Annotated in this window: 21 protein-coding genes; 20 read left to right on the top strand and 1 reads right to left on the bottom strand. The window is 61.1% G+C overall.

Annotated features, from left to right (window positions below; genetic code table 11):
- The 4 genes from Q2M23_RS16370 to Q2M23_RS16355 form a co-directional block, all read left to right on the top strand.
- Window positions 1-2695 (top strand): beta strand repeat-containing protein (locus Q2M23_RS16370; protein ID WP_316396131.1); only part of this gene is annotated, 2695 nt, incomplete at its 5' end.
- Window positions 2696-2906: 211 nt separating this feature from the next.
- Window positions 2907-4619, top strand: coding sequence for a type I secretion system permease/ATPase (locus Q2M23_RS16365; protein ID WP_316396130.1), 1713 nt, complete (start codon window positions 2907-2909; stop codon window positions 4617-4619).
- A gap of 8 nt (window positions 4620-4627) precedes the next feature.
- Window positions 4628-5998, top strand: coding sequence for an HlyD family type I secretion periplasmic adaptor subunit (locus tag Q2M23_RS16360; protein ID WP_253587255.1), 1371 nt, complete (start codon window positions 4628-4630; stop codon window positions 5996-5998).
- Window positions 5999-6136: 138 nt separating this feature from the next.
- Window positions 6137-6304 carry a hypothetical protein gene (locus Q2M23_RS16355; RefSeq protein WP_316396129.1) on the top strand — a complete coding sequence of 56 codons (168 nt, stop codon included), beginning with the start codon at window positions 6137-6139 and terminating at the stop codon, window positions 6302-6304.
- 27 nt (window positions 6305-6331) lie between these two features.
- Here Q2M23_RS16355 and Q2M23_RS16350 read toward each other — a convergent pair whose 3' ends face one another.
- Window positions 6332-6823: a pilus assembly protein TadG-related protein gene (locus tag Q2M23_RS16350; RefSeq protein WP_316396128.1), complete on the bottom strand. Its 492-nt coding sequence runs from the start codon at window positions 6821-6823 to the stop codon at window positions 6332-6334.
- Window positions 6824-6980: 157 nt separating this feature from the next.
- Here Q2M23_RS16350 and Q2M23_RS16345 point away from each other — a divergent pair, with 157 nt between their 5' ends.
- The 16 genes from Q2M23_RS16345 (at window position 6981) to Q2M23_RS16270 (ending at window position 20973) form a co-directional block, all read left to right on the top strand.
- The gene (locus Q2M23_RS16345; protein WP_233475536.1) at window positions 6981-7607 is read left to right on the top strand and encodes an HlyD family efflux transporter periplasmic adaptor subunit; all 627 of its coding nucleotides are present in this window, start codon (window positions 6981-6983) and stop codon (window positions 7605-7607) included.
- Window positions 7608-8505: 898 nt separating this feature from the next.
- The gene (locus Q2M23_RS16340) at window positions 8506-8721 is read left to right on the top strand and encodes a Flp family type IVb pilin (protein WP_028334082.1); all 216 of its coding nucleotides are present in this window, start codon (window positions 8506-8508) and stop codon (window positions 8719-8721) included.
- 91 nt (window positions 8722-8812) lie between these two features.
- Entirely contained in the window at window positions 8813-9028 is a 216-nt protein-coding gene (locus Q2M23_RS16335) for a Flp family type IVb pilin (protein WP_057017077.1), read from the top strand.
- A gap of 72 nt (window positions 9029-9100) precedes the next feature.
- Window positions 9101-9607, top strand: a complete 507-nt coding sequence (locus tag Q2M23_RS16330; protein WP_316396126.1) for an A24 family peptidase — start codon at window positions 9101-9103, stop codon at window positions 9605-9607.
- A gap of 1 nt (window position 9608) precedes the next feature.
- Window positions 9609-10580, top strand: a complete 972-nt coding sequence (gene cpaB / locus Q2M23_RS16325; protein WP_316396125.1) for a Flp pilus assembly protein CpaB — start codon at window positions 9609-9611, stop codon at window positions 10578-10580.
- A gap of 170 nt (window positions 10581-10750) precedes the next feature.
- Window positions 10751-11782 carry a CpaE family protein gene (locus tag Q2M23_RS16320; RefSeq protein WP_316396124.1) on the top strand — a complete coding sequence of 344 codons (1032 nt, stop codon included), beginning with the start codon at window positions 10751-10753 and terminating at the stop codon, window positions 11780-11782.
- The gene (locus tag Q2M23_RS16315) at window positions 11779-13224 is read left to right on the top strand and encodes a CpaF family protein (RefSeq protein WP_316396123.1); all 1446 of its coding nucleotides are present in this window, start codon (window positions 11779-11781) and stop codon (window positions 13222-13224) included. Before Q2M23_RS16320 ends, Q2M23_RS16315 begins: the two co-directional genes overlap by 4 nt.
- Window positions 13224-14150 (top strand): type II secretion system F family protein, encoded by a 927-nt coding sequence (locus tag Q2M23_RS16310; protein ID WP_316396122.1) that lies wholly within the window; start codon window positions 13224-13226, stop codon window positions 14148-14150. Before Q2M23_RS16315 ends, Q2M23_RS16310 begins: the two co-directional genes overlap by 1 nt.
- The gene (locus Q2M23_RS16305) at window positions 14147-15052 is read left to right on the top strand and encodes a type II secretion system F family protein (RefSeq protein WP_092090357.1); all 906 of its coding nucleotides are present in this window, start codon (window positions 14147-14149) and stop codon (window positions 15050-15052) included. The genes Q2M23_RS16310 and Q2M23_RS16305 overlap by 4 nt, the downstream gene beginning before the upstream one ends.
- 18 nt (window positions 15053-15070) lie before the next feature.
- Window positions 15071-15706 carry a methyltransferase family protein gene (locus tag Q2M23_RS16300; protein WP_316396121.1) on the top strand — a complete coding sequence of 212 codons (636 nt, stop codon included), beginning with the start codon at window positions 15071-15073 and terminating at the stop codon, window positions 15704-15706.
- Window positions 15707-15712: 6 nt separating this feature from the next.
- Complete coding sequence (locus Q2M23_RS16295; RefSeq protein WP_316396120.1) at window positions 15713-16186, top strand: hypothetical protein; 474 nt, start codon at window positions 15713-15715, stop codon at window positions 16184-16186.
- 8 nt (window positions 16187-16194) lie between these two features.
- The gene (locus tag Q2M23_RS16290; protein WP_316396118.1) at window positions 16195-17517 is read left to right on the top strand and encodes a pilus assembly protein TadG-related protein; all 1323 of its coding nucleotides are present in this window, start codon (window positions 16195-16197) and stop codon (window positions 17515-17517) included.
- Window positions 17517-17927, top strand: coding sequence for a TadE/TadG family type IV pilus assembly protein (locus Q2M23_RS16285; protein ID WP_225648937.1), 411 nt, complete (start codon window positions 17517-17519; stop codon window positions 17925-17927). The genes Q2M23_RS16290 and Q2M23_RS16285 overlap by 1 nt, the downstream gene beginning before the upstream one ends.
- Before the next feature lie 394 nt (window positions 17928-18321).
- Window positions 18322-19893 carry a type II and III secretion system protein family protein gene (locus tag Q2M23_RS16280; RefSeq protein ID WP_316396117.1) on the top strand — a complete coding sequence of 524 codons (1572 nt, stop codon included), beginning with the start codon at window positions 18322-18324 and terminating at the stop codon, window positions 19891-19893.
- 12 nt (window positions 19894-19905) lie between these two features.
- Window positions 19906-20319, top strand: a complete 414-nt coding sequence (locus Q2M23_RS16275; RefSeq protein WP_081334705.1) for a hypothetical protein — start codon at window positions 19906-19908, stop codon at window positions 20317-20319.
- A gap of 186 nt (window positions 20320-20505) precedes the next feature.
- Entirely contained in the window at window positions 20506-20973 is a 468-nt protein-coding gene (locus Q2M23_RS16270) for a tetratricopeptide repeat protein (protein ID WP_316396114.1), read from the top strand.
- Window positions 20974-21166 lie beyond the last annotated feature (193 nt).

Genomic DNA, 21166 nt, shown 5'->3' with positions numbered 1-21166 from the left:
CAATGTGAAGGACGCGCAGGGTGCGACGGTGGCGCAGACCGAGACGATCACGATCACCGGCACCAACGACGCGCCGGTTGCCAACGCCGACACTGGGACAGTCAATGAGGACGCGACCCTCACCATGCCTGCCGCGAATGGCGTGATTCAGGGCACCACGGGCGGATCGGTGGCTGATACCGACGTCGACAATGCAACCAGCACGCTGGTGGTCTCAGGCGTGGTTGCCGGAACGGGGTCGGTGACGCAGGGTGTTGGGGTGGCGACCTCGATCGCGGGCACCTACGGTCATCTGACGCTGAATGCGAACGGCTCGTACAGCTATGTGGCCGACACCGCTAACAGTCTCGCCACGGGTGTCACGGCGGTGGACACCTTCACCTACACGGCCAAGGACCCGGGCGGGCTAGTGTCCAACAGCACGACGCTGAAGATCACGGTGACCGGCACCAATGACGCCCCAGTTCTCGATCCGTCCAAAACGCCAGTGCTCACGGCCGAGAACCAAGGCAGCGGTGCGCCGGCAGGAGCTGTCGGTACGTTGGTCTCTAGCTTGGTGGATCTTAATCCACCCAGTGGTGGCTTGGACAATGTTACTGACGTCGATTCAGGGGCCGTGACCGGAATCGCACTGACGGGTACCGATACGAGCCACGGCACCTGGTTCTTTTCCACAAATAACGGCGCAACATGGACGGCTGTAGGAGCAGTGTCGAACACCACGGCCCTACTCCTCTCGGCGGACGCCAACACGCGGCTCTACTTCCAGCCAAGCGCGGGCTTTGCCGGAACAGATACGAATGCCATCACCTTCCGTGCTTGGGATCAGACCAGCGGCTCGAACGGAGTTAAGGTGGACACGTCATCCAATGGCGGTACGACGGCATTTTCGACAGCCATTGATACTGCGAACATCACTATCAATGCGACCGACACAACTCCGCCGACGGTGATATCGATTACGGGTGGCACCTCGTTGCCTGCGGGCAACAGCGAAACGATCACGTTTACATTCAGCGAAAAAGTGACTAATCTTACGCTTGGAGATATATCGCTAGCCGATAGCTCAAACGGCACCAGTTTGAGCAACCTTCAGTCCACGGATGGCGGGCTCACTTGGACAGCGACGTTCACCAAGGGCAGTTCCAATAGTACAACAATCAGCGTTTTCAACAGTGGCACTACGGCTGCCACGGATCCGTATTGGACCGACCTTTCGGGAAATCCCGGGACAGGTGGCGGATCTTTGACTATCTCGAAAAAAGCTCCTGCGGGTATTTCGGGGCAGCCGATTAATCTCGGTCTGGAACAACCCGAAGCAAACGACGCCGCTGTCTCAGTGACGATCACAAGCCTGCCAACGGGGTGGACCGTACCAAACGGCACCAAGCTTAGCGACGGTTCATTTGCCGTAACGGGCGTCGACTTAGGCGCGCTCACCGTTACGACGCCCCTTGAATTTGTCGGAGCCGCGGTTATCACCATTTCCGCCACCTGGGCCAATCCCGATGGTAGCTTTGACACAATTCTGGTTCGCGACAATGTCGAAGCGTACGCCCCGGGATCTCCAATTTTCGCCTGGTCGGGCGATGACCATCTGACCGGTTCAAGCGGCCACGATACCTTTGTGTTTTCGCAGCCGATTGGCAACGACGTCGTGCACAGTTTCGAGGTGTCCTCCGACGTCATCGACCTGATCAGCTATGGCTGGCAAAGTTTCGCGGACGTTCAAGCCCACACCGCGGACGACGCGCATGGCAATGCTGTGATCACGTTGGCTGATGGCCAAACGATCACGCTCGATGGCGTTCATGCATCGGATCTCACCGCCGCGAACTTCGAATTCGACGTGACGCCGACGGTCGAAAATCCCGGCCAGATGACAATCGGCGACGGCGCGATGCTGCCGCTGTCGGGCGTCATCCACAACACCGGCGAGATCGACCTGCAGGCCTCCGGCGACGACACGCTTCTCCAGATCATCCAGACTGGCATTACGCTCAACGGCGGCGGTCACGTGCTCCTGTCCGACGACGATCACAACATCATCGCCGGTACGGCCTCGAACGTCACACTCGACAACGTTGACAACGTCATCTCGGGTGCCGGCCAGATCGGGCAGGGCAGCCTGACGCTGAGCAACGAGGGCACTATCGATGCCACCGGCACCCATGCCCTTGTGATCGACACCGGAGCCAACGTGATCGCCAACGCTGGCACGCTGGAGGCAACCGGCACGGGTGGGCTGGTGCTCGCCAGTGCGGTGGCCAACAGCGGTCTGATCTGGGCCAACGGCGGCACGGTCACAGCAGAAGGCGACGTTACCGGCAACGGCAACGCCTTGATCAGCGGGGCTGGCACCATCGAGTTCGGGGCAGCTTCGGCAGCAGGCGTCACCTTCGACGCGACCGCCGCTGGCCACCTGATTCTGGATGATGCGTTCCACTTCTCCGGCATGGTGACCGGCCTCGATGGCAATGACGACATCGACATCAAGGGCATCAGTTTCGGCGCAGGCACCACGTTGAGCTTCACGGAGAACCAGGCGGGAACTGGTGGCACTCTGACGGTGTCGGACGGCGCGCATACGGCCAATATCGTCCTGCTCGGCCAATACGATCCGAATGGCTTTGCCGAGAAGGCCGACGCAACGAACGGCACGATGATTACTTACGATCCGCACCACGTAGCCTGAGGCGCGTGAACTCCAGGGAAGGAATGGACCGCGAGAGGAGCTGAACCCCGTAGATTTACCTTCCTGCCGTTTTTGCGCCGGCAGCGGCTTTGGTACAGCTGCCGCCTATGCTAAGTGGGACAGATTGAATGATTGATTTACTTGATCCTTTTGACTGTCGCCTATTGGCTGTCAGTCATCATTCTTAGGGATGGCTTCAGCCAGATTCCGAGTGAGTACCCTTCGCAAAAGGCCGGACGAAATCCGGGAGGCGCTGCAAGCCTGCCAAGGCTATTTTGTAACTGCGGCTATATTCAGCCTTGCCATTAACCTGCTGTACTTGGCCGGCCCGCTCTACATGCTGCAGGTCTATGACCGCGTGATCTCGAGCGGGAGCGAGATCACGCTGCTGATGCTGACGCTTGCGCTATTACTAGCGTTCATGGCGCTCGCAGGTCTCGACGCCGTGCGCGCTCGTGTTCTGACCCGCACCAGCATTCGCCTCGATCGGAAGATCGCGCCGCGCGTGATGCCTGCCATCATTGACCATTCGACCAGGATCGGCGGTGCGCGCAGCCAGCTGCTACGCGATTTTGATACGTTCCGCCAGTTCATCACCGGGTCCGGAATTCACGCTATCTTCGATCTGCCGTGGTCGCCGATCTACATCGCGGTCATCTTTTGCCTGCACCCGTTCCTGGGTGCCTTTGCACTGGGATCTTCGGTCATTCTGGTGCTGATGGCATTTCTCAATGAATGGATCGTCAAGCCTCCGCTCGCCGAATCCGGCGAGGCGGCGAACCGAAATTACGGCTTCACCGAGATGAGCCTGCGCAACACCGAAGTGGTGCGCGCCATGGGGATGACCGGTGGCCTCCTGAAGCGCTGGAGCCGGGACCGCGACCGCATGCTCGAGCGCCAAGTTGCCGCCAGCGATCGCGCGGCGACCATGCAGAGTATGATTCGTTTCCTGCGGCTTTCGATGCAATCCCTGATCCTCGGTCTTGGTGCCTATCTGGTGATCGAGCGCATGACCACCGCCGGTGCCATGTTTGCCGCCAGCATCCTGCTTGGCCGCGCGTTGCAGCCGATCGAACAAATCGTTGGATCCTGGCGTAGTCTCGTCTCGGCCCGCGGCGCATTCCTGCGGGTGCGGGAGCTGTTGGCGGCCAACCCGCCGCGCGAAACAGGACTGACGTTGCCGCGGCCGGAGGGCCATCTTTCCGTCGAAGCGCTGTCTTTTGCTGCGCCTGGAACATCGAAGCCTATTCTGCGCGGGGTCACCTTCCAGATCGAGCCGGGTGAAGTCCTGGGGATAATCGGTCCTTCGGGCGCCGGCAAATCCACGCTCGCGCGTCATATTGTCGGCGTTCAGGCGCCATCCGCAGGGGCCGTCCGCCTCGACGGGTCCGACGTTTCGAGCTGGATCAGGTCGTCGCTCGGCGAGCATCTTGGTTATCTGCCCCAGGATATCGAGCTGTTTGCCGATACGGTGGCAGCCAATATTTGTCGGTTCAAGGACGGAGACGACAAGGACATCATTCTGGCGGCGCGAATGGCCGACGTGCACGAGATGATCCTGCGGCTCGTCGATGGCTACGATACCCAGGTCGGGGAGGGCGGCGCGATCCTGTCCGGAGGCTACCGCCAGCGCATCGGCCTCGCACGCGCGGTTTACGGCAATCCAAGCCTGGTCGTGCTCGATGAGCCCAGCTCGAACCTTGATGCCGAGGGCGATGCGGCGCTCGCCGACTGCATCACGCAGCTGAAGAAGCGCGGAACCACGGTGGTGATCATTTCGCATCGGCCGGCCACAATCGGCGTGGTCGACAAGATATTGGTGTTGCGCGAAGGCGTGGCTGAGATGTTCGGACCGCGGAGCGAAATCTTGGCGCGCCTCACGCGACCTGTGCCGGTTCCTGCAGTTCGGGGAGCGACCGGTTAGGAGAAATCATGACATTGCTTGATGTCACAGACCTGTCGATGCGTCCCGCTGCTGCCCCACGCGGAACAAAACGCGCCAACAAGGATGGATCGCCAAACGACTCCATTCGCAAGGTTGCAATAGCGGGGTGGCTGATCATCGCGGTCTTTTTCGGCGGGATCGGTACTTGGGCCGTGAGTGCGCCGCTCAACGGTGCGGTAGTTGCCAATGCCGTCGTGAAGGTCGATGGCAACCGCAAGAGCCTTCAGCACCTCGATGGCGGCATCGTCAAGGAATTGCACGTCAGGGAAGGCGACAGGGTGCTCGCAGGCGACCTGCTGATCGTCCTGGACGAGACCCAAGCTCGCGCCGAACATGAGGTGCTGACGCAGCAATATGCCGTGCTGCGCGCAACGGAGGTCCGGCTGCTGACCGAGCTTGACCATGGCTCCCAGCTTGTCATGCCGCCGGATCTGAAGGCGCGCTCTGACGATCCCTATTTCAAAAGCGTCTGGAACGGGCAGGTCAGTCAGTTTGACAGCCGCAGGGCGTCGCTCAAAGGACAAAGAAGCGTGGTCCGCGAGAAGATCAACCAGCTGGGGTCCCAGATCGTTGGCTCGGAAGCGCAGGTGAAATCGTTCACCAACCAGATCGACTCGGTGCGCAAGGAGGCCAAAGACATCGCACCGCTCGTCGAACGCGGGTTGATCGCCCGTCCCCGCATCCTGCAGCTGGAGCGGACCGCGTACGGCCTCGAAGGCCAGATCGCCGATGCGAACGCCAACATCGCCAAGGCTCGCCAGGCGATCGCCGAGCAGGAGCAGCAGATCGCCCAGTTCGACAACGATCGGATGACAGACGTCACGAAGGATTTGCGCGATACGCAAGCCAAGCTCCTGGAGGTTATCCCGAAGGCGACGAACGCCAAAGCCGTGCTCGGCCGGATGGAAATTCGTGCGCCCTATACCGGACGCGTGGTTGGCCTCAGCGTGTTTTCGGTGGGCGGTGTGATTCAGCGCGGCGACAAGATCCTGGACATCGTGCCCGACGAGGATTCGCTCACAATCGAAGCGCAGGTGGCGGTCGAGGATATCAGCGACGTGCATCCGAACACGCGCGCGGAAGTTCACCTAACCGCTTACAAACAGCGCATCGTTCCGATCATCCATGGCGACGTCATTCAGGTCTCGGCGGACCGCTTGACTGATCCGAAGACCAACAATCCCTATTACACGGCCTTCGTTCGGATCGATCAGGACGAGCTGGCGACCATGCCCAACATTCGCCTTTATCCGGGAATGCCGGCAACGGTGATGATCCCGACGATTCAGCGAACCGCTTTTGACTACATCGTCGGGCCGCTGGTGATGTCATTCAATCACGCGTTCCGGCAGAAGTGAGCCTTGGACGCATCCCTCGAAGCTAACTGGCGCCGACATAATAGTTTTGAAATTGCTGTGGCACCCGTGCCACCAACGATGCCCTGCATAGGTCTATGTTGCTCCCCGCAACAGGGCGCTCTCATGTATGATGTATACTTGAGTGGGAAGAACGATCTGCTGGTTATCCGACGCGGACTTCCCATCGAACTTGGGCGGAATTTGGCGCAAAAGGAAGCGCACCGTGCGATCGGTGAGCGAAAAATCCGCGAGGACGTCGAAAAACGTGGCTATCACTGGCGCAAGCTGGCCAGCCAGATTCGGTGAGACAGCTAACTGAAGCGCGGGTTCTGCTTACGCCTTCGGCCAATCCCTGGTTAATGCTGCTCTACCTCGGAACGCGAACCATCGATTGCCATAACGGCCGAACGCGGCGGAGAGCGCTCGGTCCGTTTCGCCACGCAACCAAAAAGCGGGAGAGCAATGTCCGGCGAGCTCGCTCTTAGCTAGCTGGCATACAGGTCGTGCCCGTCGCGCTTTTTCCTGGAACTTAGACCCACCCCGCGCTTGCTTAAGGCTCTGGTTACCGTATCGCGCCGCAACCGCCTTGGCTTCGACATCGTAGTTTGAGCTGTTGTTGGTCGCAGCCGCGAGCGCGGCCGCATCGGCCGCGTTTTGCATGCCGCGCGTCCTCATGGACCAGTTCGAAACCTCAAAGCCGATACCCAGGGCTCCGATCAGAGGAACGAGCAGGACACCCATGATCACATTGACGGCGCCGCAATCATCCGAGCGCAGGCTGCGGATATAAAAAAACATCGAAGAAACGGCCACGACAATCCACATTGATCATTCACGAGGACCGGAAAGCACAAATCAATGCTTCACCTGTTATACAAAACCATTAAGGGAATGCGTATTTTTCCCGGAATAAGGATGCAACGAATCTTCAGTTGCACTCAGAAACTGGAGTGAATTCAAGTTTGTTTGCTAAAATCTCCCAATGTCCATGCAACGGGCCCCACGGACATGTAAGGCCGATGATGTCTGCGCGAAGCGCCGACCACGCTACAGCCCGCGAACCCCGGCAGCAAACTCGATCTCGATCGACCCGTCGCGGTGGACCGGCGCGACGGGACCAGGCGTTACGCCGCAGTCCGGGACCACCCTCGCTGGTACGAAGCCCAATCGTTGCCGAGGGCGCGTGGTTGGCCTCAGCGTGTTTTCGGTGGGAGGCGTGATCCAGCGCAGTGACAAAATCCTCGACATCGTGCCCGACGAGGATTCGTTGACGATCGAAGCGCAGGTGGTGATCGAGGATATCAGCGACGTGCATCCGAACACGCGCGCGGAAGTTCACCTAACCGCCTCCAAGCAGCGGATCGTCCCGATCATTCATGGCGACGTCATTCAGGTCTCGGCGGACCGCTTGACGGATCCCAAGACCAACAATCCCTATTACACAGCCTGCGTTCGGATCGACCAGGACGAACTGGCGACCATGCCCAACATTCGTCTTGATCCGGGAATGCCGGCAACGGTGATGATCCAGACGATTCAACGAACCGCATTTGACTACATCGTGGGGCCGCTCGTGATGTCGCTCAATCACGCGTTCCGGCAGAAGTGACCGCAACGAACGACCTCTCAATGCTCCCGGTCGGTGTAGCAGCGGGGCTGGGCAACCATGGCCCCTGAGCTGATCAACGATTGCACTCTGCGTCACCCTGCAACTCATGACACGTTCGGTGATTGCCAAAACGGGCAGCGTGATCTGGGGGGAGAACATCCGCTGTGCGCTGGTTATTTGACCTCTATCTTGCGTGACCTGCCCGCGCATCAGGCCGCTGAGGAGAAGGCGGAGCCGGACCGCGAGTCCGGCAGCGGTCAGCCTGAACGGCGCGCGCGGAATGCCGCGGCGCGGTCCCGGATCAGATCGCGCCGGCCGAGCGAGGGCGTCCGGCGAGATCAAGGCGAACGGAGCCCGCGCGGCCGCTGCTGCCGTTTCCCGAATTGCTCGACCGGGAGAACGCCCAGCGAAAGGCGTTGGCAGGGCAAGTCCGGGCAAGGACAATGTCCCTACTCGAGCGAAACATGCAGATCCAGCAGCTTCATTCGCAGCTCCTCGATGAAGGGCGCAGCAGGCATCGGCCGCGCCAGCCGACGCGGGCTAGTCGCCGCTGGCGGTCACCCAGCGGCGGCAACTGCAAAATGCCGTGCCGAGCCGGCCCGGAGAGCTGGGCAAGCGCCCGCGCCGATCTGGGCAGCGCCGGCACCGTATTCGCACGGAGCAGCCGAACTGAAATGTCGTGAAATGTCGAAAGTCCTACAATTTAAGGGGTTTCGCGCATCGTTGTCGGAGCGCCTCGCCGAGGAGTAGGTGCGCGCCGCTACGCCGGTAGGGTTAATAAACGATTACCAATCGACAGTTTTCTCGCGACGCATTATAAGAAAATGCTAGTTGGCACCCGGATTTTGCCCCCCGCCAACGTATTGCGTAAATTTCATCGTAAAAGGGATATTTTCCTATGTTGAAGCTGTACATCCAGACCACCGAAGCCTTCAAGCGTCTGCGCTCGGACAAGGACGGCGTTGTGTCGTTCGAGTACGTGATCGTCGCCGCTTGCATCGTGGCCGCCGTCTCTGCTGCGTTCGGTACGGGTACCGCCAGCGGCATCGGCTCGGTTCTGAACGCCTCCATCACCACGATCGCCAGCAAGGTCGCCACCGCAGTCTCCGCTTAACTCCGGATGTTGAATGCTGTTGGCAGATTCTTTCTGTCAACAGCGGTCAACCGGATTGCGATGTGCGCGAGCCTTAAGGAGGCTTTCTCCTATGTTGCAGTCATATATCAAGGTCACAGAAATATTGAGGCGTTTGCGCACGGACAAGGACGGCGTTGTGTCGTTCGAGTACGTGATCGTCGCCGCCTGTATCGTCGCCGCCGTTTCCGCAGCGTTCGGTACGGGTACCGCGAGTGGCATTGGCAGTGTTCTGACCACCTCGCTCACTTCGATCGGCACCGCGGTTGCCAACGCGGTTAGCGCCTAAGTCCAGAGGGACGGCGCTCCGGAGGGGGGCATTATTTTTTGCCCCCCGCCATTTTTCTAAGGCGATTATTTCATGAATTGGATTGCGTCCACGACCTTGTGTCTGGAAATCGCATTGTTGTTGTATGTCGCAACGATCGATATCGCGACACGGTTGATCCGAAACGAAATTTGTCTGGCGCTGGCGTTCCTTGGGATCGTCGGCCAATTGGCCAGTCCGATGCAGATCGGCCAGTCGCTGATCGTTGCCGCAATCCTGTTCCTGGCGCTCTTCGTGATTTACCTGCGGGGAGCGATCGGCGGTGGCGACGTCAAGTTGCTGGTTGCCCTGGCGATCGGTCTGCCGCTGACCGGCGTGATTCAACTGTTGACGGCAACTGCGCTGGCCGGCGGCATTCTGGCCGCGGTGCATCTGATGATGCGCCGTCTGCCCCAACCGAGACTGGCGCCCGCCGGATCATCGCTGATGCGCCGGGTCTACGCGGTCGAGCGCTGGCGTCATTTGCGACATGCACCGCTTCCCTACGGGGTCGCCATCGCATGCGGCGGTATCTGGGCCATTTTGAGCAAAGGAATTTGACATGTCGTCCGCTCTCCGTGTCTCGATCATCATGGTGCTGCTGCTTGCGGCTACGGCGCTTGGAATGATCGCCTACAGCATGAACCGACCCGCAGATCCGGTCGTTGCGCAGGCAGTCGAAGAGAAGCCTGCGCCTGTGCCTGCGGCCGCGACGGTCGGCTACTTTGTCGCGACACGCCCGCTCTCGAAGGGAACGCTCGCGCGAGACGAAGATTTCGCGGTGCGCCAGACAGCACCGAACCGTGTCCCTGCGGGGGCGATCCTTGAAACGCCTGACTCCAAGGCCGGGTTGCCCGGTTCGCTGGTTCGCAAGTTCGTCGAAGCCGGCAGCGCGATTACACTGGACGACATCCTGCGTCCGAAGGATCGCGGCTTCCTTGCCAGCGTCCTGGCGCCGGACAGCCGCGCCATCAGCATCAAGGTCGACGAGGAGACCGGTGTGTCCGGTCTGATCAGGCCGGGCGACAATGTCGACGTGGTGCTGACCCAGGTGTTCGAGAAGGCCGCGCCGGTGAAGCGAGCCGTCAGCGAAACCGTTCTGTCCAATGTGCGCGTGATCGCGATCGACCAGGAAATTGCGCAAGGCGGCCGTCCGATCACCAATGCCGTCCCGGGCAAGACGGCGCAGACCGTGTCACTGGAGCTCAAGCCGGATCAGGTCAAGAAGGTGGCCGTCGCAAAGCAGCTCGGAACGCTGTCGCTCGTCATCCGCGCTGCGGCCGAGCAGTGGGGCAAGGCCGACACAAGCGTAACGTCCAGCTGCGACGTATCGCCGGAGCTGGCGCGCCAGAGTGCGATTGCCGGCCAGAGCACGACGGTCGCGATCTATACCGGCAGCGAGGTCAAGCAATACTCGGTCAGGAGACAGGATCTTGACGACGACGCCCGCGCGGGCTGCGACGTGCCGTCCGAACTCGATCGTCAGACCACAGCGGCAGCGAGTGACGTCGGCAAGGGATCGGAGAAACGTTGATGAGTGCGAACATGGCAGTGGTGGAACAACCCGAAGAGACGACGTCTCTTGTCGCGCGCAACCGCATCGTCTGCTTCGTCAATGACGAACTGAGCGCGGCAGCCCTCCGCAAGGGTCTCGACGGCAGCAATCTGGTGATCCGGCGCGGCACGATCCGTCATGCGACACGCATGCTCGAGACCGACACCGATCTGTACGCGCTGGTGACCGACATCAGCGGGATCGATGATCCTTTCACTGAACTGGAACGCCTCGCCAGTGTCTGTCCGCCCGATGTGAAGGTGGCCCTGATTGGAGACAACAGGGAGATCGTCTTCTACCGCGAGCTGATGGAGATCGGCCTTGCTGAATACCTGCCGACGCCGATCACCAGGGATATGGTGCTCGACCAGCTGCGTCCCAAGCTGATCGGCGACGCCGCGCCGGCCCAGAATGACCGCGGCGGGCACGTGGTGTCGATCTGTGGCGCGCAGGGCGGCGCCGGAGCGACCAGCGTCGCGATCAACCTCGCGCTGCAACTGGCCGAAACCACCAAGGCCAAGGTGGCGTTGCTCGACCTGCATCTGCAGGGCGGCGAGACCGCGGTGATGCTTGGTGTTCGTCCTGGACCCGGCCTCCGCATCGCCCTTGAAAACCCGATGCGGGCCGACACGCTGTTTCTCGAGCGTGCGGCGATCGAGGTGAACGATCGGGTCTGCCTGATTTCCGGCGACGAGGAGCTCGATGCGAAGCTCGACATCACCGAAGCCGGCGTGCGGCACGTGCTGGGCCTGCTCCGTCAGCGGTTCAACTACGTCGTTGTCGATGTGCCGGTGCCGTTCCCGGCATCGATCTATCCGGTCATTCAGATGTCCCGTCATGTGCTGGTGCTGTTGGAGGCCGAAGTCACCGGCCTGCGCAATGCCCACGCGCTGCGCAACGCCGTCACCAACATCGCGGGCAAGGATCGCGTGTTTACCCTGCTCAATCGTGCCGACCGCGCCGGCGGTCTGCCGAGAGCAACGATCGTCAAGGCGCTGGGCGCCGAGCCGGACATGGTGATCCCGGATCTCGGCAAAGGCATGACCCAGGCGGTCAACCTCGGCGTTCCGGCTCTGAAGCACGTATCCGGTCTGCGGCGCCACCTTGCCCCGATCGTACGGGAAATCACCGGCGTCGGTGCCAAGAAAAGCGCCGGGTGGAAGAGGTGGCTCGGGCTATGAAAAAGTTCGGCAGGCGCGCAGACGAAATGCCAGTGCGGATGCCCGCAGCGGTGCCGGACGCCCCGGCAGCGACACCAAGCGCGCGGCCGGCGCCGCCACCCTTGCCGTCGGCGGAACCGAGCGTGGCGTCACCGGCGTCCAGCCTGTTTGCATCGGCGCCGAAGCATGAAGAACCTGCGACGCACCATCCGGTGATGTCGGCATCCCTGCGCGAACGCGTCATCGAGCAGATCGAGCCGTCGGTGGCCGCGACCGTTCCCCGCGACGTCCTGCGGCGGCAGATCGAGGAAATCATCCACGGCATCGCCAACCAGGAGCGGCTGGAGCTGTCGGGCCGCGAGCAGCTCTTCCTGGCGGAGGAGATCGCCGACGACATGACCGGCTACGGGCCGCTGCGTCCGCTTCTGCTCGACGAGACGATCAACGACATCATGATCAACGGGCCGAGCAACGTCTATGTCGAGCGGGCCGGCAAGCTGGAGCGGGTTGCGGTCCGTTTTCGCGACAACGACCATATCGCCTCGGTCGCACAGAAGATCGCCTCGCAGGTCGGCCGGCGGGTGGATGAATCCAGCCCGATGGTCGACTGCCGTCTGCCGGACGGCAGCCGTGTCAACATCATCCTGCCGCCGCTGGCGATTCATAGCCCCTGCATCTCGATCCGAAAATTTCCGAACCGGCGTCTGAACATCGCCGGGATGATCGAAAACGGCTCGATGACCGCCGCGCTTGGGCAGCTGCTGGAGATCGCCTCCCGCTGCCGGCTCAACGTCCTGGTCTCCGGAGGCACCGGTTCCGGCAAGACGACGCTGCTGAACGCCTTGAGTCAGTTCATCGACCATAGCGAGCGCATCGTCACGATTGAGGACGCGGCGGAGCTGCAGCTTCAGCAGCCGCACGTGATCAGCCTGGAGACCCGTCCGGCCAGCCTCGAGGGCACCGGCCAGGTGACGCAGCGCGACCTTCTGTGGAATGCACTTCGTATGCGTCCGGACCGCATCGTCGTCGGTGAGGTGCGCGGCGCCGAGGCGTTCGACATGCTGCAGGCGATGAACACCGGCCATGACGGATCGATCTCCACGGTGCACGCCAACAGTACCCGCGACGCGCTGACGCGCGTGGAGAACATGGTGCAGATGGGGCAGGTCAATCTGCCGTCGCGCGCAATCCGCTCCCAGATCGTCGCCGCCCTGGATCTGATTGTGCAGGTCGAGCGCATGCGGGATGGCCAGCGCCGCATCGTGCAGATCAGCGAGGTGATCGGCCTCGAGGGCGAGGTGATCACCACCAACGACATCGCGTTGTTCGAGTACAAGGACGAGGATGTCCAAGGGCGGATATCCGGCACCTACCGCTCCACCAATGCGGTTCCGAAGTTCAAGAGCCGCCTCGTCTATTACGGGCTCGATCGGGCCTGGGCAGAAGCGATGAGGCACATCTGATGTCGACGCCCTTGATCATCGTTCTGGTGCTTCTGTTGTGTGCCGGGGCAAACACCCTCTGGCTCGACGCACGACAGAGACGAATGGATCGCCAGCTCGAGATCGCGCTGCCGACGGCTGAAGCCGCAGCCTTGGTCTCCATCCGTCGTGCGGCCAAGACGTCGCGTTGGCGCGCGCTCCAGCGCTTCGCCAACTATCGCCCCGATATGGTGTACGTCGTGCGGCCGGTCTATGTGCTGCTTGCAGGGGCAATGGCAGCGGCGGGAATTCTCTACGTCAATGGATTCCTGCGGTTCCCTGGCTCCTATGGAGCCATTGCGGCTGTCGGCGTCGCCATCCTGGTCGTGCGCGGTCTGTTCGGATGGCAGCAACATCGCTTTGCAAACCAGCTCTTCCAGCAGCTTCCCGATGCGGTCCAGCTGGTGACGAGTACTGTCCGGTCCGGATTGCCCGTCCACGAAGCTTTTCGCACCATCGCCCGCGAGATGCCGCAACCGACATCCGGGCAATTTGCCATCGTCTGTCATGAATTGAACCTGGGCAGGTCGCCCGAGGAGGCCGTCGAGGAGATCTATCAGCGAACGCAGGTGTCGGAGTATGCGATGTTTGCGGTAACCCTCGCGGTGCAATTGAAGACCGGCGGCAGCCTGGCGGAAACGCTGCAGACGTTGGGCGAGACCGTGAGTCAGCGGGTTGCGCTGGCGGCGCGTGCGAAGGCCTTGGCCGGAGAGGTCATCTTTTCATCGCGTGCGCTCACCTGTGCGCCGGTCGTTATCGGCGGGCTGCTTTACCTGATCAATCCGCAGTCGGTCGACCTGCTGTTGTTCGATCCGCAAGGAAACGTGCTGCTCGCTTATGCGGCGTGCTCGGTCCTGATCGGGCATTTCGTGATCCGTTGGATGGTCAGAAGGGAAACCACCCTATGACGGCTGTTCTCGGTTTTGCCACGCTTGCCGTCGCGCTCGCGGCCGCGACCTTCCTGCTGCTCATTCGCGAGATACATCTGCGCACCTTGGACACGCGTGTCTCGAATGCCGTGCTGGGCATCTCCGATCGATCGAATTCGAAGGATCTGATCGGTTGGCTTTCATCGGTCGGCATGCGCTACAGGCGCTACTACGCCCAGGAAAATCTCGACCAGCTGAGGATGGTTCTTCAGTCGGCAGGGTTCAATCACTATCGAACCCTGCCGATCTGGATCGGCTTCAAGACGGTCAGCACATATGTGTTGCCGATCGCGGCTTTCTCCATTTCGCAGATTCTCGGACGGCCGTTCAGCGACGTGATGATCTTCACGCTGCTTGGCCTGGCGTTTGGAATCATGATTCCGCGCCTGATCTTGCTGGTCGTGAAGCGACGTTTCGATGCCGCGATCCGGCTCGGTACGCCGGACACCATCGATCTTCTTGTGGTTTGCAGCGAAGCCGGCATGGGCCTGGAGAGCGCGATTGAGCGTGTGGCGGAGGAGATGCGGGAGACCAATCCCGCTATCACCCACGTGCTGCGCGGTCTTCTCGATGATCTCCGGATCCTGCCGAACCGTGCCGACGCGTTCGAGAAGCTTGCGTCCACGTCGGAGGGCCTCCGTCGCTTCGGCACCATGGTCAGCCAGAGCCTGCAATATGGCACGCCGCTCAGTCAGGCGCTGCGCAGCATCGCAGTCGACCTGCGCCGCGAACGCATCACCAAGCTCGAGGAGCGGGCGCACAAACTGGGCGCCAAGCTGACCGTTCCGATGGTGCTGTTCCTGCTTCCGGCGATGTTCGTCATTCTGGGCGGAAGCCCGTTCCTTCATTTGATCCGTACATTCTCCAATCTCGGTAATTGAGCCATGAGCGCAGCTGCAATGAGTCTTTCGACGAACCTGGCCTACGATCGGGCGACCCGATTCCTGGGCAGCGCATGGTTCCTGCTGTTGGGACTTGCCGTGACGACCAATCTTGCGAAGACGGGGCAGCCTTGGCCCTCGCTCGTCTCGAATTTCCTTGTCGCGGTGTTTTACCTGATGCTGGCGCTGCTGATCCTGATCCGCGGGCCCGCAAAGGCGCAGGCCGAAGGCCTGCTGCCGAGGATTGCAGCGTTCGTCGGCACCTACTGGCCATGGACAATCACGTTTTTCGAGAAGACCGACGGCGCATTGCTGAATTTGTTGTCCGCGGTTTGCGTGCTGACCGGCATGATCATGATCCTCGTGACCGTCCGCCATCTCGGACGGTCGTTCAGCCTGGTGCCGCAGGCGCGTTCGGTGGTGCAAACCGGGCCGTACCGGTGGATCAAGCATCCGCTCTATCTGTCGGAAGAGATCGTGTTCCTCGGTGTCGTGCTGCAGCATCTGAGCTGGATGACCGTGGGCCTGCTGATTCTGCATATCTGCATCCAGGTCTGGCGAATTCACTACGAGGAGGACGTGCTTCGGCGCACGCTTCCTGAATATTCCAGCTACGAGGCGTCGCGCTGGAGATTGATTCCCTATGTCTGGTGAGCGGCCATGCGAAGCTGGAAGAGCCGTGTGAGCGGCAAGCGTTCCCTGATCGCGGATCGACGCGGCGCCGTCGCGTTCGAGATGCTGTTCGTTTTCGCTTTCCTGTTCCTGGTTATTTTGCTGCCGCTTGCCGACCTCGCGCTGGCCGGCTTTCAGTATATCCAGGCGCTTGCGGCGCTGCGCGGGTTTGGACAATCCATCCAGTATTCCCCGCCGGGCGACGTTACGAACGCGTCCAGTTGGGCGGCGGCCGCGCTCGCTAAGGCCGATTCCCGTTATCCGATCCCCAGCATCCAGCTGATCTGTGGCGAGAGCAATGCGGTCTGCGATTCGACCAATTCTGATCCGTCCCAGCCGAAGTACTACGTGTATTCAACGACGATCACGCTGACGCCAATGGTGTTGAGGTCGGCGATTTGCACCAGCACCAATACCAATCCTTGTTCGTTCACGCTGACCTATTCGGAACGGTTTCAATGAGGTGTTCCATGCGTAACGTGCTTCATTGCCGTCGCGGCTCGGCCGCGTTCGCAACGGTGATTGCGTTGATCCCGTTGATCGGGATGATGGCGCTCGGCGGTGAAGCCGGGTCGTGGTACGTCACCCAGCAGCGCGCCCAGGGTGCGGCTGATGCGGCTGCCTATGCCGGCGCCTTGCGGCTCGCGTGCGACAGCGCCCCGCAGCCGGGCACGACCTGCAACAACACCCAGACATACGATTACCGCGGCAAGCAGGCCGCCGCTCAGAATACGTTCTGCAATTCCGGCGACACCGCCTATCCCGGCTCCAGATGTGTGGCGACCAGCGGCGTCACGCGGACCGTCCAGGTCGCCTCGCTGACGTCGTGGAACGGGGTGGCGGGGACATACGTTCAGGCCACCATCAGCCAGCAGCAGCCGGGATATTTGGCTCAGGTGCTTGGCTTGTCGACGGTCACGATCGCCGCGACGGCGGTCGCCAAGCTCGATAGCTTGGCGAAACCTCCATGCGTGTTGGCGTTGAAGGACCCCGTTACTTTCCAGGGTAGCGCTACGGTATCGTCAGCAAACTGCGGTATCTCGTCGGACAGCAGCGCGTCGAACGCGATCGGCTTCATCGGCAATTCGGGCATCTCGGTGAATGCGCCGAGCTACACCGTCGGCGGCTGCTCCCAGACGGGCGGAAGTCAATGCACGGGCGTGCAAACCTATCAGCAACCGATCCCTGATCCCTTAAGTGCGGTCAACACGGCACTGTCCACGTTGAAGACGTCAAATTTCGCGAGCAACGTCAACAACGCAGCACCCCAGCCATATGAGACATGCAGCTGTTACAATACCAATCCGTCGTTCAGCCCCACCACTGTATTAAACGGCACGTACTATTTTTCGGGGAACATTACTATCAACGGCAATCCGAACATCACGGGAACGGCTACCTTGATATTTTTCGGAGCTGGTACATCGCTCAAATTTACGGGGAATCCCACGATCCAGCTCACGGCAATGAAGGCGCCTACGGGACCGTCCGTATTGTCAGCATCGGTCAAGGCCCTGATGACAGACCTTCTAATCTACGACGGTGAGGCCTATTCGAAGCAAGGCGTCAATATCAGTGGCACTTCGACCAGCTATTTCAATGGCACGGTCTATATCCCGAATGCACCAGTTACATACGGAGGCAACAGCTCGTCGAGTGCCCCCGGCACCGGTTGCTATCAGGTCATAGCCTACGCGGTGAGTTTCCAGGGCAATACGAGCCTGGACAACAGTAAGTGTTCGTCGGATGGGGCAGCAAGGCCCAACGTTCAAACCGTGCGCCTGGTGCAGTGATGAAAAGGCTCGACCAGCGCGGGGTCGCCGCTCTCGAGTTCTGCCTCATCGCCGTGCCCTTGTTCACCCTGATCTTCGCCGTGTTTGATTTCGGACGCTACGCGATCACGATGCAGTCGCTGCGCCTGCTTGCGGATGCCGGCGCCCGGGCGAACATGATCAGCTGCTACTCGCCCGCCGTGCTGGCGTCCAATTCACCATCCACCTGCACCGGTGACTATCTGACGCTTGCGCAGAAGCAGGCCGTTGCTCCCTTCCTGTATGGCGCCAGTCTCACGCCGACGGTGACCACGACGGCAGGCGCCTCGGCGCTGACGGTGACAGCATCCCTATCGGGCTTTGCCATGATCATGCCGATCTGGGGCACGTCCCTCAACGCGCCGAGCGTGTCGACCACGATTCCCTTCTGAGCAGAACCCGATTCGGCGAGGCTGATCGGCGGCGCCGGCTTGGGCGGCCGGCGGAGCGGCTCGGCCCGTTGGGCGGCCGGGAATAGCCCGGGCGGGCTATGGAAGTGGTGCGCGCTGGCAACAACGGGGAGTTTTCTCCCGCGTTGCCGCAGCCGGGCGGACCTCTCTCCTTGCAATCGAGGCGCGTAGCGGGGGATGATCTACCAGCCGCCATTAGCGGCCTTGCGACCCGGGTGAGTACTCGGTGCGCGGGGAAATGGGAATTTTCGCGAGTAACTATTTGTAGTCGGACAGACTGTAAGCTCTACGGCGTGGTGGACGAACGGGAGTGATCGGGACGCCGAGGTCGTAGATTTACGGGGATCGTCGCGGAGACGCGGCGAAGGGGATTGGCATGATGGGAAGTCGCGTTTCGGTTGATGCGGGACTTGGGCTGGTCGCCCTGAGCGCGCTGGCGTTTGGTACTGCGATAGCCCTGTTTCATTTCACCGACCCTGCTGCCGCCGCGGAGCGGCGGGCGCCGTCGTCCAGCGGCGTGTTCGTCAGCGAGATGAGCGACGTCCAGCGCGTCAAGGTCACGATCAACAAGTCGCGCACCTTCAGGGTCGATACCGCGTTCTCGTCGATCATCGCGGGCTCGCCCGATATCGTCGACGTGAAGTCGCTGAGCGATCACCTGATCTACGTCCAAGGCAAGAGGACCGGCACCACCAACGTCATCCTGTTCGACAGCTCGATGAAGCAAATCGGCATCCTCGATGTCGAGGTCACGATCGACATCGGCACTCTGCAGCAGAGCATCCAGTCCAGCACCGGCACCCGCGGCATTCGCGTGTCCGCCTCCGAAGGGCAGGTGGTGCTGAGCGGAATGGCCGCCGATGCGGTCGCCGCCGAGAAAGCCATGGCCATTGCCACCGGCACCGTCCCGAAGGGCGGCGTCGTCGTCAACGCCATGAACGTGGCTGCGCCGCAGCAAGTCATGCTGGAAGTGCGCTTCCTCGAGGTCGCGAGGTCCGCCGGCCGCGAACTGGGCATGAACCTCTATGCCGGCAATAGCAACCTCACGCAGGTTGGAAATACGGGCACCGCTGGCAGACCGGTAGCCTCACAGACCCCTCAAGGCGTTCCTGTTCTATCCACCGCGTCAGGGCTGATCGGTGGCGCGGTCCCGTTCGGTAACCTCTTAACGAATGTGTTGAGAACGAGTAGTGGCACTTCGGTCGATCTGTTGCTGCAGGCGCTGGAGACAAAAGGGTTGGTGCGCAGCCTGGCTGAGCCCAACCTGATGGCGTTGTCGGGCGATTCGGCGCGCTTCCTGGCGGGTGGCGAATTTCCGGTGCCGGTAGCTTCCACCAGTACGAACGGCTTTCCCACCGTCACCATCGAATTCAAGAAGTTCGGCGTCGAGTTGGGCTTCGTCCCCACCGTTCTCTCGCGCGGCGTAATCAACCTTCGGGTTGAGCCGTCGGTCAGCGAGCTCGATTTCACCAATGCGGTGACAATTCAGGGGACCACAATTCCAGCATTAAGCAGCCGCAACGCTCGGACCACGGTTGAATTGCGCGACGGTCAGAGCTTTGCAATTGCCGGCTTGCTCCAGACCCGCAACGCACAGGATGTCCAGCAATTGCCCTGGATCGGCTCGGTGCCGGTCCTTGGTGCGTTGTTCCGAAGCGCGTCTTATCAGCAGAAAGAGACGGATCTGGTGGTCATCGTGACGCCGCGTTTGGTCGCGCCGGCGGTACCCGGACAGCAATTGGCGTCGCCGCTGGACTCCCGTCTGCCTGCAAACGATGTCGACTTCTTCCTCAACGGCCAGATGGAAGTGAAGAAGCGCTACAATGACTACGTCAATTCCGGCGGTGACATCAAAGGTCCCTACGGGCACATCATCGCCCCCGATGTCCGGCTATCTGCGCCACCTGCGGCTGCAACCGACCAGCCCGTAGTCAAGACGCTCAACTGAAGGACGACCGATATGACATGCACGGCGTTACTCGCAGTTTTCACGCTCGGGGCTTGTAACGGCTTGGCCGGCAATGACGAAATGGATCGCTATTTCCAGCGTTCGGATACCATCACCTTAAGTGCCGGGGACGCGAAGCAGGTCAATGCCGTGACCCATACGATCCATCCCTGGCCGAGCTACGTCGGCGATCGCCGGATCGTCTCTCAGGCCGCGAAGACCGACGGCTCTATTAAGCGTTATCGTCTCGGTAACCAACCGCGCGATCCGTTGCCGGCGTTCGGAGGCGATGCTCCAGGGTTGGGGCACCCCCCAATGGGAGCGGCGGGTGCAATCGGAGCAGCAGTGGATGCAAATAATGGTAGTAGCATCTACTTTGGAACTGGAGCCGGCTTGGCCGGCGTAGGCGCCGCGACCCAACGGTAACGAGTTTGAGATAGCTATTTTTCTACCGCTAGTACGTCTCCAACCCCGTTCTGCTAGTGTGGGAACAATATTGGAGCGTATAATTATGGGGCAGGGATAACGGTTATGCGGCGCCTTTTTGTTTGGCTAGCTTGCGCCTCAGTGGCCACAGCCCTCGCGGCGTGCGATACTGTGCAAGAATATACTGTGCGTGACGCCGCTGTCGTCGCGCCCGGCGCTCCAGCCGGTCCCGACCCCGTGCAGGAGCCGACCGACGTCAAATACTATCCCTCCGACGAACCGGTGCGGATGGGGCTCGAGCACTACAACCGCGGCAATTACGGAATCTCGCAGCGCTATTTCAAGGAAGCGGTCGAGAAGGCGCCGAAGGACGTGACGGCCTGGGTCGGGCTCGCGGCGAGCTATGACAAGTTGCGCCGCTTCGACCTTGCCGATCAGGCCTATGCGCAGGCGATCCGGCTTGGCGGCGAGACCGTCCAGATCCTCAACGATCAGGGCTATTCCCTCATGCTGCGCGGCAATCTGAACGGCGCGCGGCGGAAGTTCGAGAAGGCTTATTCGCTCGATCCGGGCAACCCCGTCATCGCGAACAACCTCGAGCTTCTCAACGGCAGCCGGCGCTTCATCGAGCGGCCGCCGAACAATCAGCCGTAGGTTGACAGCGGTTCACGAGCCTCTGCACGATTTCTTAGGGGTATAATAATACCAAATTTTGCCCGACGCGTCGAGTTGCCGGGTCCGCCGGCTCCTTTGCATGGGGTTGTTTTCGATAGTCGTTCGTGAAGAACTGGCGCCGGCGCCCGGCTTAAGCGGTGTTTCGAGCCGGGACGGTCTCGAAGAAGGCTCG

It is taken from the genome of Bradyrhizobium sp. 33ap4, from assembly GCF_032654765.1.
Classification (GTDB): domain Bacteria; phylum Pseudomonadota; class Alphaproteobacteria; order Rhizobiales; family Xanthobacteraceae; genus Bradyrhizobium; species Bradyrhizobium australafricanum.
Note: the sequence above shows the minus strand (reverse complement) of the source record. Positions and strands in the feature narration are given on the sequence as shown.